Origin of the sequence: Micromonospora sp. NPDC049203 (genome assembly GCF_043197215.1) — a bacterium.
In the GTDB taxonomy this organism is placed as follows: domain Bacteria; phylum Actinomycetota; class Actinomycetes; order Mycobacteriales; family Micromonosporaceae; genus Micromonospora.
The window spans coordinates 68552-85047 of the sequence record NZ_JBICSV010000012.1 but is presented as its reverse complement, the minus strand read 5'-3'; the positions used below and the strand labels follow the sequence as shown (position 1 = coordinate 85047).

Sequence of the window (16496 nt, the reverse complement as noted above, 5' to 3'; positions counted from 1 at the left end):
CCCGGCGCCGGTAGCGCCGGGGCCGGTCAGGTGCGGGTCGGCGCGTGCTGCCCCGCCCAGACCCGCATCAGGTCCCGTACCGAGATCACTCCCGCCACCTCCCGGCCGTCAAGCACGACCAGGTGACGGAACCCGCCCCGGGCCATCGCGGCGGCTGCCTCCTCGATCGTCCAGTCCGGGCCGGCGTAGACGACGTCCCAGGTCAGGTGTGCTCCGGTGCGCTCGGCATCCGGGTCGAGCCCGGCTCCGATCGCCTTCAGCACATCGCGTTCGGTCATGATCCCGACGCCCTCGGAGTCCGGGTCGATCACGACCGCCGACCCGACACCGCGGGCCGACATCATCCGGGCCGCCTGCCGGAGCGTGTGCTCCGGCCCGACCACGAGTACCTCGCTGGACATCGCTTCCCGTACCTGCATCACACATCACCCCTGTGGGACGGCGACTGAGTACGGACATGGTGGGCTCTCGATGCGTACCGGGACAAGGACGGGCATCGCCGGAGACGGCGCGGATGGCTACTGTCGGAGGGTGCCCACCGAGCCCCTCCGCTGCGCCGGCGCGCTGATCGTCGACGACGACGGCCGCATCTTCATCCAACGCCGGTCCCCCGAGCGGCGCCTCTTCCCGAACTGCTGGGACATCGTCGGCGGCCATCTGGAGCCGGGCGAGGAGATCGACGACGCGCTGCGCCGGGAGGTCACCGAGGAGACCGGCTGGGCCGTGTCGCACGTGCTCGGCCTGGTCGGCGAATACCGGTACACCGCCGACGACGGGCTGACACGGGTGGAGACCGACTTCCTGATCCGGGTGGACGGCGACCTGAGCCGGCCCCGGCTGGAGGAGGGCAAGCACACCGAGTTCCGCTGGCTGGCCGAACGCGACATCGCCCTGCTCGACGAGCACCGGGACGTCAACGACGGGCTCATCCGGCGGATCGCTGAGGACGGCTTCGCCGCGCTGCGTTCGATCGGGCTGACGGGCTGAACCACTGCGGGTCGGTGGCCGACGATATCCTCGCCGGGTGGAATCGGGTCGAGAAGAGGAGCGTGTCGGCATGATCGGGATGGTGCTCGCCGCGGGTGCGGGGCGCCGGCTGCGGCCGTACACGGACACCCTGCCCAAGGCCCTGGTGCCGGTCGACGGGGAGACCACCATCCTCGACATCTCGCTGCGCAACCTCGCCGAGGTGGGGCTGAACGAGGTCGTGATCGTGGTCGGCTACGCGGCCGACGCGGTGCGGCAGCGGCAGGCGGCCCTGGAGGAGAAGTACGGCGTCACGCTCACCCTTGTCCACAACGACAAGGCCGAGGAGTGGAACAACGCGTACTCGCTCTGGCTGGCGCGGGAGCACTTCTCCCGGGGCGTGCTGCTCGTCAACGGCGACACCGTGCACCCGGTGAGCGTGGAGAAGACGCTGCTGGCCGAGCGTGGTCCCGGCATCCTGCTCGCCGTGGACACGCTCAAGCCGCTGGCCGAGGAGGAGATGAAGACCACCTTCGACGCGGCCGGCCAGCTCACCCGGATCACCAAGCTGATGGACCCGGGCGAGGCGTACGGCGAGTACATCGGCGCGACGCTGATCGAGCCGCAGGTGGCCGACGCGCTCGCCGACGCGCTGGAGGCCACCTGGCGGCGTGACCCGAACCTCTACTACGAGGACGGCTACCAGGAGTTCGCCGAGCGCGGTGGCGAGGTGCGGGCGGCCCCGATCGGTGACGTCTCCTGGGTCGAGGTCGACAACCACGCCGACCTGGCCCGGGCGCGGGAGATCGCGTGCCGCTACTAGCCCGCAGCGTCCTCACCCCGCTGCACATCGACGTGCGGCGGGGCGCGGTGGCCGATCTGGCGGCGATCCTCTCCGACGGGCGGATCTCGGCCGGTGGCGACGTCGCCGTGGTGGTCGGCCCGGGGCAGGGCGAGCGGATCGCCGAGCTGATCCGGCCGTCGCTGCGTTCGGCGGACGTGTTCACTGTCGCCGGGGGCACGCTCGACGCCGCCGACGACCTGGGGGCGAAGCTGCGCACCCGGTCGTACGACGCTGTCGTCGGCATCGGCGGCGGCAAGACGATCGACGTGGCGAAGTACGCGGCGACCCGGCGCGGGCTGCCGATGGTGTCGGTGGCGACAAGCCTCGCCAACGACGGCATCGCCTCCCCGGTGGCCAGCCTCATCACCGAGGGCCTGAAGGGCTCCTACGGCGTGCACATCCCGATCGCCGTGATCGTCGACCTGGACTTCGTGGAGGCCGGGCCGGAGCGGCACAACCGGGCCGGCGTCGGCGACGTGGTCAGCAACATCAGTGCGCTGGCGGACTGGGAACTGGCCCGGCGGGTGCGTGGGGAGCGGGTCGACGGGCTGGCCGCCTCGCTGTCGCGGGCCGGCGCCGAGGCGGTGCTCAACCACCCGGGCGACATGAACGACGACGGCTTCGTCACCGTACTCGCCGACGCGCTGATCTCCAGTGGCCTGGCGATGGCGATCGAGGGCACCAGCCGCCCGTGCAGCGGCGGCTGCCACGAGATCATGCACGCGATCGACGCGCTGTTCCCCGGCACCGCCTCGCACGGCGAGCTGGCCGGGCTCGGTGCGTTGTTCTGCACGTTCCTGCGCGGCGACGAGCGCCGGTTCGCCGAGATGGCTGCCTGCCTGACCCGGCACGGGCTGCCCCGGCTGCCCGCCGAGGTCGAGCTGACCGACGACCAGTTCGTCGAGGCGGTGCAGTTCGCGCCGGCCACCCGGCCGGACCGCTACACCATCCTCGAACACCTCGCGATGTCCGCTTCCGAGACGCGGGAGCGGCTGGCAGACTACGCCGGTGCCCTCCGCGACCACATTGGCTGAGCCCCGCCCCACCGTCGCCGACTTCCACCGGGTCAACCGGGGAGGCGGCCTGTTCAGCGAGTCGATCAGCCAGTGGATCGGGGCGGCCTTCGCGCTCGCCGCGCAGCGGCTCGGGTTGCGCCCGACCGCGCTGACGCTCACCAACCTGGTGCTGGGACTGGCCGCCTCGATCACAGTGGTGGCGCTCGCCGACGACGTGGCCGCCGGCACCGTACCGGCCTGGGTGGTCGGGCTGGTCGCGCTTGTCGCGTGGCAGATCGCGTACGCGCTGGACTGCGCCGACGGGCAGCTCGCCCGGGTCACCGGTCAGGGCAGCGCGGCCGGTGCCCGGATCGACGTGCTCTGCGACGTGGCCGCCCAGATCGCGCTTGTCGCCGCGATCGGCGCGACAGCGGTGGCGCAGCGCCCGTCCACGCCCGCCTGGCTGGTGGCGGTGTTCGCCGGCACCTGGATGGTCAACCTGGTGACGTCGGTGATGCAGTCCGGGCCGAACGCGGCGAGCATGGTCACCTCGACGTCGCTCCCGGTGCGCCTGGTGAAGCTGGTCCGCGACTACGGCGCGGTGATCTTCGTGGCCGGTCTGGTGCTGGCCTTCGCGCCCGCGCTGGCGTTCTGGCTGATGATCGCGTTCACCGTGGTGAACGGCGGCTTCCTCCTGGCCAGCATCGCCTTCTCCGCCCGCGCCTCCCTGCGGTAAGGAAGGGCCCCCTATTAACGCCTCGTGCATAAAAAGGGGCCCTTCCTAACACCTGGGCTCAGCGCGCGGGACGGCCTCCGGGAGCGGCCAGGCCGGCGTACACGTCGATCAGGCGCTTGGTGATCACGTCGGGGTGGAACGTGCGCTCGTAGCGGCCGCGAGCCGCCGGGGCCAGCGCGGTCGCCTCGGCGGCGGCCAGGGGCAGTGCCGCCGCCAGCGCGTCGGCCTCGGGCGCCACCACCCAGCCGGCCTCGCCGCGCCGCACCCCGGACGGCAACGCGACCCGACCGTCGCCCGGCGCCGCGGTGGCCACCTCGGCCGGTCCGGTCCCGGCGGGCTCGCGCGGCCCGTCCGCGCCCACCAGGTACGGGATCCCGCCGAGCGCGGTGCCGAGCACCGGACGACCGGCCGCCAGCGCCTCGATGATCACGGTGGGCAGCACGTCGTGCCAGGTGGAGGTGGCCAGCACCACGGAGCTGTCGGCAAGCGCCGCGCGTACCCCGGAACGGTCGAGCTGGCCCAGGTAGAGCACGTCGGGCCGTTCGGCGGCGGCCGCCTCGGCGAGCGGACGCAGCTCGCCGTCACCGGCGATGCGCAGCGGGCCGAGCGCGCCCACCGGATGCCGCCGCCATGCCGCGAGCAGCAGGTCCAGGCCCTTCTCCGGGCTGAGCCGCCCCATGAAGAGGAAGCCGTTGCCGACCGGCGCCGGGGTGCCCAGGTCGGGCACGGCGTTCGGCTTGACCACGATCCGGTCGTCCGGGATGCCGTAGTCGCGCAGGTGGTCGGCGACCGCCGTGGTGAGCGCGATGTACCGGTCCACCGACTTCCAGGTGGGGCGGTGCACGGCGAGCGTGGTCGCCATCAGCGCGCTCTGCACCCGCGAGTTGCGGTAGCAGCGGTGCACGATCGCCGGCACGCCCAGCGTCCGGCCCCGGCAGTCCTGGCAGATCACGCCGTCGCGGAAGTAGAGGCCGGAGGAGCAGACCTGCCGGTAGTTGTGCACCGTCTGCACCACCGGCACCCCGCGCTTGTGCGCGGTCCGCACCACCCAGGGCGAGAGCAGAGGGTACGGGTTGTGCAGGTGCAACACGTCCGGCCGGTGCTCGGTGAGCAGGCGGTCGAGGTCGTGCTGGGCCTTCGGGGCCCAGATCGGCGAGATCGGCAGCAGCGCCTTGGCCGGCTTGGACATCGACGGGATCTCGTCGGAGCTGCGCAGGAACGGCAGCACCTCCACGCCGGCGGCGGTGAGCTGGGCGATCTCCGCGTCGACGATGGTGTTCTCGCCGGAGGGCTGGGCTTCCCGGTACCGGTTGTGCGCCACCACGATTCTCACGGGAAAGAAGGCTACCGTTGGACGATGCCCGAACTACCGGAGGTGGAAGCGCTCGCCGGTTACCTGCGCGAGCGTGCGGTGGGCCGCCGCGTCGAGCGGTTCGAGGTCGCCGCGATCAGCGCGCTGAAGACGTACGACCCGCCGCCGAGCGCGGTCACCGGCCGGGCGGTCACCGGCGCGGGCCGGTACGGCAAGTTCCTGGACGTCCGGTTCGACGAGGGACTGCACCTGGTGGTCCACCTGGCCCGGGCGGGCTGGCTGCACTACCGGGAGGCGTTCCCGTCGGCGGCCCCGCTGCGACCGGGCAAGGGCCCGATCGCGGTGCGGGTACGCCTCGACGACGGCTCCGGCTTCGACCTGACCGAGGCGGGCACCCAGAAGAAGCTGGCCGCCTACCTGGTCACCGAGCCGGCGCAGGTGCCGGGTGTGTCCAAGCTCGGGCCGGACGCGCTGGAGGCGGACCTGCCGACCTTCGCCGAACGGCTGCGCAGCCGACGGGGTCAGGTGAAGGGTGTGCTGACCGACCAGTCGGTGCTGGCCGGCGTCGGGAACGCGTACTCGGACGAGATCCTGCACGCGGCGCGGCTCTCGCCGTTCGCGATCACCGACCGGCTCACCGACGATCAGCTCGCCGGTCTGCACGCGGCGACGCGCGCGGTCCTGGGTGACGCGGTGCGCCGGTCGATGGGGCAGCGGGCCGCCGAGCTGAAGGGTGAGAAGCGCTCGGGCCTGAAGGTGCACGCCCGCAAGGGACTGCCGTGTCCGGTCTGTGGCGACACCGTGCGGGAGGTCTCGTTCGCCGATTCGAGCCTCCAGTACTGCCCCACCTGTCAGACCGGCGGCAAGCCGCTGGCTGACCGAAGGTTGTCCCGCCTCGTACGGTGAGTAATGGCATTCGCCGGTTACCGAGCGGAATCGGCCCGCGATCACCGAAGGTCCGGTCCGCCCCTCTACCCGAGCCGTCATCCATCGGTATAGTGGCTCGGTCCCCGGCTTCACAACTGATTCGGAGCCGGCCAGATCTCACCGAGCACCAGCGGAACGGCTTCCTCGCGGGGGCCGGTCCGGGCCGGGCCCGCGTGGGAGACTGGGACGGTGAGCGACCCGGGCCCTCACGCCGAGTGAGGACGCGGGTCATGCGGGAGGACATGGGTTGAGGTGACGACAAGCCTCCAGCGCCCGGTAACCGAAAGAGGCCGGAGCAAGAGCGTGCGGCACGTCGACAGCTTTGAGATCCAGCCGCCGACTCCGCCGTCGCACAACGGCGTGCCCCGGTCGGCGTGGGCCCGCGCCCGGCGCCGGGTGTCCCGGTGGCACCGGCCCTACATCTTCTTCTTGCTGCTGCTCGACTTCGGCGCGGCCGCGCTGGCCAGCTTCCTGGCCGTGCAGATCTTCGAGCAGGCCGACTCCGGCTTCCGCAACTCGCCGCAGGCCTGGTTCTACACCGTGGCGTTCGTGCTCCTGCCGCTCGGGTGGCTGCTCTTCCTCTGGGGCAACCGGGCCTACGACCGGCGCTACCTGGGTCTCGGCCCGGACGAGTTCAAGCGGGTGACCCGGGCCGGCGTCGCGGTGGCGGCGGCGGTCTCGTTCATCGCCTTCGCCACGAAGACCTACTCCCTGTCCCGGTGGACTGTCGGCTTCGCGCTGCTCGGCGCGATGCTGCTGATCCTGCTCGGCCGCATGATCGCCCGGGCCTGCCTGCACGCGCTGCGCCGCCGCGCCGGCCACGCCGGGCACCGGATGGTGCTCGTCGGCACGCTCCCGGAGTGCCTGGAGGTCTACACCACTGTCACCCGGAACCCGTCGGTCGGCCTGGTGCCGGTGGCCATCCACCTCACCGACGGGTACGCCGCCGCGCGCGGCCTGGAGACCCCGGTGCCGGTGTACGCGGGCCGCGACGTGCTGGCCCTGGTGCGGGAGGTCGGCGGCGACACCATCGCGGTCTGCGGTTCGGCCAGCGCCGAGCCGGGCGAGCTGCGCCGGCTGGCCTGGCAGCTGGAGGGCTCCGGTGTCGACCTTGTGGTCGCACCCCAGCTCACCGACATCGCCGGTCCCCGGGTGCACATCCGCCCGATCGAGGGCCTGCCGCTGCTGCACGTCGAGGAGCCGACCCTGTCCGGGCCGGCGCTGCTGGCCAAGAACCTGATGGACCGGGTCGCCGCCGGGCTGGGCCTGTTGCTGCTGGTCCCGCTCTTCCTCGCCATCGGCCTCGCCATCCGCATCTCCGACCCCGGGCCGGTCTTCTTCCGTCAGCCCCGGGTCGGCCACGAGGGGCGGACGTTCCGGGTCTGGAAGTTCCGCACCATGTACGTCGACGCCGAGGAGCGGCTGGCCGGCCTGGTCGACCGGAACGAGACCGACGGCATGCTGTTCAAGATGAAGCAGGACCCCCGTGTCTTCCCGGTGGGCCGCTTCCTGCGGGCCACCTCGCTGGACGAGCTGCCCCAGTTGATCAACGTGCTCTGGGGCGAGATGTCGCTGGTCGGCCCGCGCCCGCTGCCCGCCGACGACGGCGACTTCCTCGGCGACGTCCGGCGCCGCCTGCTGGTCCGGCCGGGCATGACCGGTCTGTGGCAGGTCTCCGGCCGCTCCGACCTGTCCTGGGACGAGGCGGTCCGGCTCGACCTCTACTACGTCGACAACTGGTCGCTGGCGTACGACCTGAGCATCCTGTGGCGGACCGTCGGCGTGGTGCTGGCCCGTAAGGGCGCGTACTAGCGCTATCGGGCCGGCACCCGGCAGGATCGCTGCGTGGGTGGCAACCTCTCCGCCGTCTTCGCCGTCGTCTCGCTGGTCACCGCGCTGGCCGCGGCGCTCTGGGCGGTGCTGCGGCTGCGCGGCCGGCGGGGCATCGCCACCGCCACGCAACGGGCCACGTACGAGGTTCTGCACACCGCGGGGCTCGCGGCCGAGCCGCTGCGGGCCGGCCTGACCGCGGCGGACGCGGCGAAGGCCGTACGCCATCTGCGGGCCCTGGTGGGTGCGGCCGGGCTGGCGCTGACGGACCGGGACGCGTTGCTCGCGATCGACGGGCAGGGGGCGCACCACGGCGACCAGCTGGTCGCGGCGGCCCGGCGGGCGGCCGACAGTGGGCGCTCCACGGTGCTGGGCGAGTCGGAGCTGCGCTGCGACCTGGTCGACTGCCCGGTACGCGGCGCGGTGGTGGCGCCGCTGCGCGCGGACGGGCGGGTGGTCGGCGCGTTGGTGGCGGTGGCCGACGAGCGGCCGGCGCCGGGTCTGGTGCAGGCGACGCTGGAGACCGCGCACTGGGCCGGTGACCAGCTCGCGCTGGCCGAGCTGGAGTCGTCGCGGGAGCGGCTGGCCCGGGCCGAGGTACGCGCGCTGCGCGCCCAGATCAGCCCGCACTTCATCTACAACGCGCTCACCGCGATCGGCTCGTTCGTGCGCACCGACCCGGAACGGGCGCGGGAGCTGATCCTGGAGTTCGCCGAGTTCACCCGCTACTCGTTCCGGGCACACGGCGAGTTCACCACGCTCGCCGAGGAGCTGCGCTCGATCGACCGCTACCTGACCATCGAGCGGGCACGCTTCGGCGAGCGGCTCCAGGTGCGCCTCCAGATCGCGCCCGAGGTGCTGCCGGTGACGCTGCCGTTCCTCTGCCTCCAGCCGCTCGTGGAGAACGCCGTCCGGCACGGGTTGTCCCGCAAGCCGGGCACCGGCATGGTGAGCATCGAGGCCCGGGACGCGGGCGCCGAGTGTCACATCACGGTGGAGGACGACGGGGTGGGGATGGATCCGACGACGCTCACCGCAGGCATCGCCGAGGTGTCCGGCGCGGCCGGTGACCCGGCCGACGACCCGGGGCAGCACGTCGGCCTGTCGAACGTCGACGAACGGCTCCGGTCGGTCTTCGGGGACGGGTTCGGCCTGGTCGTGGAGACCGGCCTGGGTTCGGGTACGAAGGTCAGCATGCGTGTGCCGAAGTTCCACCCCGGGGTACGGGTGTCGTCATGACAGTCACCGGCACCGGGTTCCTGCGGGTGCTGGCGGTGGACGACGAGCCGCCCGCGCTGGACGAGCTGGCGTACCACCTGCGCGCCGACCCCCGGGTGGCCCGGCTGCACACGGCCGGCGACGCGACCGAGGCGCTGCGCGTGCTGCGCGACGACGACGTGGACGTGGTGTTCCTGGACATTCGCATGCCGGGGCTGGACGGCATGGAGCTGGCCCGGGTGCTGCGCCGGTTCGCCCGCCCGCCCGCGATCGTGTTCGTCACCGCGTACGACGACGGCGCGGTGGACGCGTTCGACCTGGGTGCCACCGACTACGTGCGCAAGCCGGTACGCGCCGAGCGGCTGTCCGAGTCGCTGCGCCGGGTGATCGGTTCCCGGGTGGTGGCGTCGCATCCGGCCGCGCTGGCCCGGGCGGAGGAGGATCCGACCATCCCGATCGAGCTGGCCGGCACCACCCGGATGCTGCCCCGCTCGGCGGTGCGGTGGGTGGAGGCGCAGGGCGACTACGCGCGGCTGCACACGGCGGAGGGGTCGCACCTGGTCCGGGTCTCGCTGGCCACGCTCGCCGAGCGCTGGGCCGATGCCGGGTTCGTCCGCATCCATCGCTCCTATCTGGTGCAGCTGCGGCTGATCGCCGAGCTGCGGCTGGTCAACTCCGGCTACGTGGTGGTGATCGACGGGTCGGAGCTGCCGGTGAGCCGCCGGCACACCCGGGAACTGAAGGACAAGCTGGTCCGCGCCGCGAAGCAGGACTGGAACCGCTGAGGGCCGGGTTCGCGTCCGGCGGCTCGCCCTCGCCCGACGCTGGCGTACAATGTACGGCAGACCGTACGACGGCATGGGGGACCGCATGTCCGACGCCCGCTTCGACGCCGCCACCGAATTCGACAGCCAGCTCGACCGCCTCGTGCGGCTCGGCTACCCGGCGCTGGCCGGTCAGACCGAGGAGGAGTTCCGCGCGCTGCTCAGCCCACTGCGCGACGCGGCCGTCACCGGTGCCGCCGGGCTGGCCGCCCCCACCGACGCGCGCGTGCCGTTCCTGCTGGTGACCACGCGGGAGCTGGTGCCGGTACCGGAGCGAATCGCGCTCACCACGCTCGCCGGCAAGCGCAAGACCGGTGTCCTGGACCGCAACTTCCCCGCCGACGACCTGCCCACCTTCCACCCGATCAAGGAACTGGAGGTGCCGGCCGGTCCCGCGTACCTGCTCTTCGACGTGGACCGGGGCGAGGAGTACCGCAACGTGCCGCCGTCCGCGGCGCTGGAGGACATGACCACGAAGGACCGGCTGCCGATCACCATCGACGAGGGACTGGCGTTCGTCACGCTGCACCCGGCGGCGCTGGCGAGCAACAGGTGCTTCTCGCTCGTCGGATCGCGCTGCCGCGACCGGCGGGTGCCGGCGCTCTGGATCAGCCAGGGTGCGCCGAAGCTCGGCTGGTGCTGGTTCGGCAACCCGCACACCTGGCTCGGCTCGGCGACCGCCAACCCGGTACGGGTGGGGCTGGACTGAGCGGTGGCCGGGGCGGGCCGACACCGTCCCGCCCCGGCACGGTCAGGAGGACACCAGCAGGATCCGCGTCCAGACCTGTCCGTCAGGCGTGAGGACCAGATGGTCCGCCTCCCGGGCCTCGCTCAGGTCACCGGTCACCGCGTAGAGCTGGACCACCAGCCGGCGGAAGGACCCCGCGTAGAGCTCCGCGATCAGATCACCGTCGGGCACTGTCACCCCCTCTCCCCACCTGTCCACTTACGGGACGGCGGGAAGGTTCCGGGGTTCTTTCAGAAGATCTCGCCGACCGGCAGGACGAGCGGGAACGGCCGATCGGCGCGGTACACGTCGGCCGTGGAGAGCACCACTGACTCGCGGTAACGGCCACCGGCGTTCTCCAGCACCGTCACGGTCTGCTTGCGCGGCTCCACGAGCCAGTAGTTCGCGATGCCGGCCACGCCGTACTCGTGGCGCTTGAGCACCAGGTCACGGCCGGCGTTGCCGGGCGAGACGACCTCGACCACGAGCAGCACGTCGGCCGGGGTGAGCGCCGGGCCTCCACGCTCCAACGCCTCCTCGCGGGCGACGAAGACGTCCGGCACGAAGTAGGACGAGCGGTTCGCGCTGACGCCGACGTCCTGCCCGACGAGCAGACCGGGCGGCGCCTGCCGGTCGAGGAGCCGGCGGAGGCGGTTGGCGATCGCACCGTGCCGGACGTCGGCGTGTGGGGACACGAGCAGGCTCCCGTCGAAGATCTCGTAGTCCTGACCGTCCTCGGGGAGATCCTGGAGGTCGTCCACCGTCCAGACGTCGCCGCTGCCGGGCCGTGCCGGGCTGGTCACTGTCACACCTCCTCTCTACCGGCTCACCCTGACACCCCGTCCGGTCGTCCACAACGACTCCGCGCCATCCACCGGGTTATCCACAGGCGTGAAGCGTTATCCACAGGTTGTGCACAGGGCTCGGAATTGTGCCCTTGACATTCCCGCTGAGCGGGCGAGACTGCCGGGGGTGACCGGAGCCGAGGAACAGCACCCTCCGGGCCGGGCCGCCGAGGCCGCCCCGGTTCCGGGCCCTCGCACGTCCCGCACGCCCGGCCATCGCGAGCCGGAAAGCGGGCCACAGCCGGCCGCCGCGCCGAAGCGGACCCGGATCGTGCTGGCCGAGGTCTCCCGGGTGGGCAGCCCGGCCGACCGCGCCCGCTCCGAGCTGACCCAGCAGACCCCGGTCGGCGAGACGCTCGTACGTGGGCTGATGCGCGCCCAGCTCTCGCTGGCGCTGCGGCTCAGCCTGCTGGTGCTGATCGGGCTCGGCGGCCTGCCCTGGCTGTTCGCCATCGCGCCCACCGTCGGCCGGGTGACGGTGCTCGGGGTCAACCTGCCGTGGCTGCTGCTCGGCGTCGTGTCGTTCCCGTTCCTGATCGTGGTGGGCTGGGCGTACGTGCGGCTGGCCGAACGCAACGAGCAGGACTTCGTCGACCTGATCCGACGGCCGGAACGCTGATGTCGAACGACTACGTGGTCCCGGCGATAGTCGCCGTCACACTGGTCACCGTCGGCATCGGCTTCTACGGGCTGCGGCTGGCCCGGACCACCTCGGACTTCCTGGTCGCCTCCCGGGCGGTGAGCCCCACCTGGAACGCCGCCGCGATCGGCGGGGAGTACCTGTCGGCGGCGAGCTTCCTCGGCGTCGCCGGGCTGATCCTGAAGTACGGCGTGGACGTGCTCTGGTACCCCGTCGGCTTCGCCGCCGGATACCTGGCGTTGCTGCTGTTCGTGGCCGCGCCGCTGCGCCGCTCCGGCGCGTTCACGCTGCCCGACTTCTGCGAGGTGCGGCTCGGCTCGCGCCGGCTGCGGACGCTCGCCACCGTCTTCGTGATCTTCATCGGGTGGCTCTACCTGGTGCCGCAGTTGCAGGGCGCCGGGCTGACGCTCGCCACGCTCACCGGCTCGCCGTACCCGCTCGGTGCGCTGCTCGTCGCCGTCGTGGTGACCGCGAACGTGGCGCTGGGCGGCATGCGGGCGATCACGTTCGTGCAGGCGTTCCAGTACTGGCTGAAGCTCACCGCCCTCGCCGTACCCGCGATCTTCCTGGCGTTGCAGTGGCAGGCCGACGCCCGCCCGGCGGTGACCCCGCCCGACGGGCCGACGTTCCGGACCGCGACCACAGTGGTGGTCGAGCACCGCGCGACCCTCACCCTGCCCGACGGCGACATCCGGGAGGTACGCCCCGGCGACCGCATCGAATTCGCCGCCGGTGACCCGGTGCCGGAGGTGTCCGGCGCGGCCAACGGCGCCACCGAATGGCTGCTGCCGGACACGGCCGGCGAGGACGACCGCGGGCTGTTCGCCACGTACTCGCTGATCCTGGCCACGTTCCTCGGCACCATGGGCCTGCCGCACGTACTGGTCCGCTTCTACACCAACCCCGACGGCGCCGCCGCCCGCCGCACCACGCTCGTGGTGCTGGCGCTCGTCGGCGTCTTCTACCTGTTGCCCACCGTCTACGGCGTGCTGGGCCGCGTCTACACCCCGCAACTGCTGGTGAGCGGCCAGACCGACGCGGTGGTGGTGCTGCTGCCCGGTGCGGCGCTCGGCGACGGCACCACCGGCCGGCTGCTCGCCGCGCTCGTCGCGGCCGGCGCGTTCGCGGCGTTCCTCTCCACCTCGTCCGGCCTGCTCACCAGCGTGGCCGGGGTGATCTCCACGGACGTGCTGGGGCGCGGCTCGGTACGCGGCTTCCGGCTCGCCACTGTGATCGCCGGGGCGGTGCCCGCGGTGCTCTCCCTGAACGTCTCCGGGCTCGACGTGTCGCAGGTGGTCGGGCTGGCGTTCGCGGTGGCAGCGTCGAGTTTCTGCCCGCTGCTGGTGCTCGGCATCTGGTGGCGTGGCCTGACCGACCTGGGCGCCGCCGCCGGGGTGCTGGTCGGCGGCGGCGCGGCGGTCGGGGCGGTGCTGCTCACCGTGCTCGGCCCGCCGCTGACCGGGTGGCCGGCCACGCTGACCACCCAGCCCGCCGCGTGGACGGTGCCGCTGGCGTTCACGGTGATGGTGGTGGTGTCGATGGCGAGCCGGCGGCGTCTTCCCCGCGACGTCGGCGCCACCATGCTCCGCCTGCACACCCCGGAGTCGCTGCGCCTGTGATCCGCGCCGTACCTCTCAGGGATGACGCGAGATCATCCTGCCGCCCGAGCAGCCGCTGGCCGGAGCCCGATACGGTCGGACCATGACCGATCAGCACGCGGCGCTCTCCCTTCGCGGTCTGGCCAAGCGCTTCGACACCAAGGTCGCGGTGGCGGGCGTCGACCTCGCCGTGCCGACCGGCTCGTTCTACGGCCTGCTCGGCCCGAACGGCGCTGGCAAGACCACCACCCTCTCCATGGCCGTCGGCCTGCTGCGGCCCGACGCGGGTGAGGCGCGGGTGCTCGGGTACGACGTCTGGGCCGACCCGGTGCGCGCCAAGAGCCTGCTCGGTGTGATGCCGGACGGCGTACGCCTCTTCGACCGGCTCAGCGGGGCGGAGCTGCTGGCGTACCACGGTCTGCTGCGTGGCATGGACCCGGCGGTGGTCGACCAGCGGGCGGCGGAGCTGCTCGACGTGCTGGCGCTCTCCGACGCCGGCCGCACGCTCGTGGTCGACTACTCGGCGGGCATGAAGAAGAAGATCGGGCTGGCCTGCGCGCTGCTGCACGGTCCGCGCCTGCTCGTGCTGGACGAGCCGTTCGAGGCGGTCGACCCGGTCTCGGCGGCGCTGATCCGCGACATCCTGCACCGGTACGTCAGCGGTGGCGGCACGGTGATCTTCTCCAGCCACGTGATGGAGGTGGTCGAGCGGCTCTGCTCCCACGTCGCGATCCTGGCCGAGGGCCGGATCAAGCAGGTGGGCACGCTGGCCGAGGTGCGCGGCGACCGCTCGCTGGAAGACGTCTTCGTGGAGGTGGTCGGCGGCCGGACCGCGACCGGCGAGGAGCTGTCGTGGCTGTCCCGGTGACCGTCCCCGAGCGGGCGGCCCGGCGCGTGTCACCCTGGCACTTCGTCCGGCTCAAGCTGCGGGTGCTCGGCAACAACTTCCGGGGTCAGACCTGGCGGATCGCACTGTTCGTCCTCGGCCTGCTGTTCGGGCTCTGGTTCGCCGCCGTCGGGTTCTTCCTGCTCGCCGCGCCAGGGCTGGCCGACGAGTCCCGCTACGCGCTGATGGTCTCCGCCCTCGGTGGTGGCCTGCTGACGCTCGGCTGGCTGCTCCTGCCGCTCGTCTTCTTCGGCGTTGACGAGACGCTCGACCCGGCCCGGTTCGCGCTGCTGCCGCTGCCGCGCCGCACCCTGGTCACCGGCCTGCTCGCCGCCGCCCTGGTCAGCGTGCCGGCCCTGGCGACGGCGATCACGGCGGCCGGGCTGGTGGTCACCGCCGGCGCGCTCGGCGGCTGGGCGGCCGCCCTGGCCGGCGCGCTCGGCGTGGTCGTCGGGCTGCTCGTCTGCCTGGCCGGCGCCCGCGCGCTGACGAGCGCGTTCGCCACCATGCTGCGCTCCCGCCGGGTACGCGACCTGGCCGCCGTGCTGCTGGCCGTGCTGGCCGCACTGCTCGGGCCGCTGCAGTTGCTGGTGCTCGCGGCGGTACGGCAGACCGACTGGGGCCGGCTGGACGGTGTGGCCCGGGTGGTCGGCTGGACGCCGTTCGGCGCACCGTGGACCGTCGGGGTGGACGTGGCCGAGGGCCGGGCCGTCGCGGCGGTGGCGAAGCTGCTGATCGCGTGCACGACGCTCGGCGTACTCCTGTTCTGGTGGTCGCGGTCGCTGGAGTCGGCGATGGTGGGCACGGCGAGCAGCGGCCCCGCGCGGACGCCCCGCGGCGTGACCGGCGGCGCGGTCACGCAACTCTTCCCCCGCGCGGTGGGCTGGGCCCGGCGGGACCGGTTCGGCGCGCTCGTCGCCCGCGAGTGCCGCTACTGGTGGCGGGACGCCCGGCGGCGGGCCAACCTGATCACCGTGGCGGTGGTCGGCGTGTTCGTGCCGCTGATGGTCAACCTCGGCGGCGTGTCGTTCACCACCGAGGGCGGGGCGGAGTTCGGTGGCGGTGATTCCTCCCCGGCGCTGGTCAGCCTTTCCATGATCTTCGTCGGGGCGCTCGCGTCGTTGACGCTGGCCAACCAGTTCGGCTTCGACGGCAGCGCGTACGCCGCGAACCTGGTCGCCGGGGTGCCCGGCCGGGTGGAGCTGCGGGCCCGGATGGCCGCGTTCTCGATCTACGTGCTGCCGATGCTCGTCGCGATCGCGATCGCGCTGGCCGTCATCCTCGGCCGGCCCGGATGGCTCGGCGTCATGGGTGGCGCGTTGATCGCCTCGTACGGCTGCGGGCTCGCGATCAACGCGTACGTCTCGGTGTTCGGCGCCTACTCGCTGCCCGAGTCGAGCAACCCGTTCGCCATGAACAGTGGTGCGGGTTTCACCAAGGGCCTGCTCACCCTGGTCTCCATGGTCGTCTCGGCGGTGGCGGCGGTGCCGTTCGTGGTGGCCGCCGCGCTGCTCGGCGACGTGTGGCTCTGGCTGGCGCTGCCGGTCGGCCTGGCGTACGGCGGGGGCGCGGCGCTGCTCGGGGCGTACCTGGCGGGGGACACACTCGATCACCGGCAGCCGGAGCTGCTGGCCGCTGTCACCCCGAGGCGCTGATGCCTGTCGTCGAAGCGGTCACCACGGTCCCGGTTCCCCCGGAGCTGGCGTTCGCCGTCTCCCAGACCACCGCCCCGGTGCGGTACCGCTGGGATCCGTTCGTCCGCGAGCAGCACTTCGTCGACGGCGCGACGCGGCCCGGCCGGGGCGTGCGCACGTACACCCGCTCCCGGCACGGACTGGTCATGGTCAGCGAGTACGTCTCCTGGTCACCACCGACGAACGTCGGCATGAAGATGGTGCGCGGACCGTGGTTCTTCGAGCGCTTCGGCGGCGGCTGGCGCTTCGCGCCCGGCCCGGAGCCCGGCACCACGCTCGCGACGTGGCGGTACAACTTCCGCTGCCGCCCCGCGTTCCTGCGCCCGGTCGCCGAGCGGATCGGGCAGTGGTTGCTCGGACGCGACATCCGCCGCCGGATCGCCGGGTACGCGGCCGGCTGCGCCGACCCGGAGGTGCTGGCCGCCGCCCGCCGGCTGCTCGCCGACGACTGATC

General features: G+C 72.7%; 18 protein-coding genes. 14 read left to right on the top strand and 4 right to left on the bottom strand.

Going from position 1 to position 16496, the window contains the following annotated elements:
• Positions 1 to 26: 26 nt before the first annotated feature.
• The gene (locus tag ACGFIA_RS25645; protein ID WP_357902104.1) at positions 27 to 419 is read right to left on the bottom strand and encodes a CBS domain-containing protein; all 393 of its coding nucleotides are present in this window, start codon (positions 417 to 419) and stop codon (positions 27 to 29) included.
• 112 nt (positions 420 to 531) lie between these two features.
• Here ACGFIA_RS25645 and ACGFIA_RS25640 point away from each other — a divergent pair, with 112 nt between their 5' ends.
• From ACGFIA_RS25640 to ACGFIA_RS25625, 4 genes are all read left to right on the top strand, one after another.
• Positions 532 to 987 (top strand): NUDIX domain-containing protein, encoded by a 456-nt coding sequence (locus tag ACGFIA_RS25640; protein ID WP_225853087.1) that lies wholly within the window; start codon positions 532 to 534, stop codon positions 985 to 987.
• Positions 988 to 1057: 70 nt separating this feature from the next.
• Complete coding sequence (locus tag ACGFIA_RS25635; protein WP_393262532.1) at positions 1058 to 1789, top strand: sugar phosphate nucleotidyltransferase; 732 nt, start codon at positions 1058 to 1060, stop codon at positions 1787 to 1789.
• Positions 1777 to 2844 (top strand): iron-containing alcohol dehydrogenase family protein, encoded by a 1068-nt coding sequence (locus tag ACGFIA_RS25630; protein ID WP_357381972.1) that lies wholly within the window; start codon positions 1777 to 1779, stop codon positions 2842 to 2844. The genes ACGFIA_RS25635 and ACGFIA_RS25630 overlap by 13 nt, the downstream gene beginning before the upstream one ends.
• Complete coding sequence (locus ACGFIA_RS25625) at positions 2819 to 3541, top strand: CDP-alcohol phosphatidyltransferase family protein (protein ID WP_357381974.1); 723 nt, start codon at positions 2819 to 2821, stop codon at positions 3539 to 3541. The genes ACGFIA_RS25630 and ACGFIA_RS25625 overlap by 26 nt, the downstream gene beginning before the upstream one ends.
• Before the next feature lie 58 nt (positions 3542 to 3599).
• Here the strand turns inward: ACGFIA_RS25625 and ACGFIA_RS25620 are convergent, their stop codons facing one another.
• Entirely contained in the window at positions 3600 to 4874 is a 1275-nt protein-coding gene (locus tag ACGFIA_RS25620) for a glycosyltransferase (RefSeq protein ID WP_393262498.1), read from the bottom strand.
• A gap of 24 nt (positions 4875 to 4898) precedes the next feature.
• On the opposite strand from ACGFIA_RS25620, the gene ACGFIA_RS25615 reads away from it, so the two are divergent.
• The 5 genes from ACGFIA_RS25615 to ACGFIA_RS25595 all read left to right on the top strand — a co-directional run bounded on the left by ACGFIA_RS25615 (position 4899) and on the right by ACGFIA_RS25595 (position 10361).
• Entirely contained in the window at positions 4899 to 5759 is an 861-nt protein-coding gene (locus ACGFIA_RS25615) for a DNA-formamidopyrimidine glycosylase family protein (protein ID WP_357381978.1), read from the top strand.
• 324 nt (positions 5760 to 6083) lie between these two features.
• Positions 6084 to 7592 carry a sugar transferase gene (locus tag ACGFIA_RS25610; RefSeq protein WP_357381980.1) on the top strand — a complete coding sequence of 503 codons (1509 nt, stop codon included), beginning with the start codon at positions 6084 to 6086 and terminating at the stop codon, positions 7590 to 7592.
• Positions 7593 to 7625: 33 nt separating this feature from the next.
• Positions 7626 to 8849: a histidine kinase gene (locus tag ACGFIA_RS25605; RefSeq protein WP_357381982.1), complete on the top strand. Its 1224-nt coding sequence runs from the start codon at positions 7626 to 7628 to the stop codon at positions 8847 to 8849.
• A complete protein-coding gene (locus tag ACGFIA_RS25600; protein WP_357381984.1) occupies positions 8846 to 9613 on the top strand; it encodes a LytTR family DNA-binding domain-containing protein in 768 nt (255 codons plus the stop codon). The genes ACGFIA_RS25605 and ACGFIA_RS25600 overlap by 4 nt, the downstream gene beginning before the upstream one ends.
• 49 nt (positions 9614 to 9662) lie before the next feature.
• Positions 9663 to 10361 carry a DUF5701 family protein gene (locus tag ACGFIA_RS25595; protein WP_393262493.1) on the top strand — a complete coding sequence of 233 codons (699 nt, stop codon included), beginning with the start codon at positions 9663 to 9665 and terminating at the stop codon, positions 10359 to 10361.
• 42 nt (positions 10362 to 10403) lie between these two features.
• Here the strand turns inward: ACGFIA_RS25595 and ACGFIA_RS25590 are convergent, their stop codons facing one another.
• Positions 10404 to 10577: a hypothetical protein gene (locus ACGFIA_RS25590; RefSeq protein ID WP_357381988.1), complete on the bottom strand. Its 174-nt coding sequence runs from the start codon at positions 10575 to 10577 to the stop codon at positions 10404 to 10406.
• Between the two features lie 53 nt (positions 10578 to 10630).
• Entirely contained in the window at positions 10631 to 11182 is a 552-nt protein-coding gene (locus ACGFIA_RS25585) for a Uma2 family endonuclease (protein ID WP_357381990.1), read from the bottom strand.
• 310 nt (positions 11183 to 11492) lie between these two features.
• On the opposite strand from ACGFIA_RS25585, the gene ACGFIA_RS25580 reads away from it, so the two are divergent.
• The 5 genes from ACGFIA_RS25580 to ACGFIA_RS25560 all read left to right on the top strand — a co-directional run bounded on the left by ACGFIA_RS25580 (position 11493) and on the right by ACGFIA_RS25560 (position 16494).
• Positions 11493 to 11843: a hypothetical protein gene (locus ACGFIA_RS25580; RefSeq protein ID WP_354866788.1), complete on the top strand. Its 351-nt coding sequence runs from the start codon at positions 11493 to 11495 to the stop codon at positions 11841 to 11843.
• The gene (locus ACGFIA_RS25575) at positions 11843 to 13483 is read left to right on the top strand and encodes a cation acetate symporter (protein WP_357381992.1); all 1641 of its coding nucleotides are present in this window, start codon (positions 11843 to 11845) and stop codon (positions 13481 to 13483) included. The genes ACGFIA_RS25580 and ACGFIA_RS25575 overlap by 1 nt, the downstream gene beginning before the upstream one ends.
• A gap of 82 nt (positions 13484 to 13565) precedes the next feature.
• Positions 13566 to 14330, top strand: coding sequence for an ABC transporter ATP-binding protein (locus ACGFIA_RS25570; RefSeq protein WP_357381994.1), 765 nt, complete (start codon positions 13566 to 13568; stop codon positions 14328 to 14330).
• A complete protein-coding gene (locus tag ACGFIA_RS25565; RefSeq protein ID WP_393262489.1) occupies positions 14315 to 16003 on the top strand; it encodes an ABC transporter permease in 1689 nt (562 codons plus the stop codon). The genes ACGFIA_RS25570 and ACGFIA_RS25565 overlap by 16 nt, the downstream gene beginning before the upstream one ends.
• A complete protein-coding gene (locus tag ACGFIA_RS25560) occupies positions 16003 to 16494 on the top strand; it encodes an SRPBCC family protein (RefSeq protein WP_393262487.1) in 492 nt (163 codons plus the stop codon). The genes ACGFIA_RS25565 and ACGFIA_RS25560 overlap by 1 nt, the downstream gene beginning before the upstream one ends.
• The last annotated feature ends 2 nt before the right edge of the window (positions 16495 to 16496 follow it).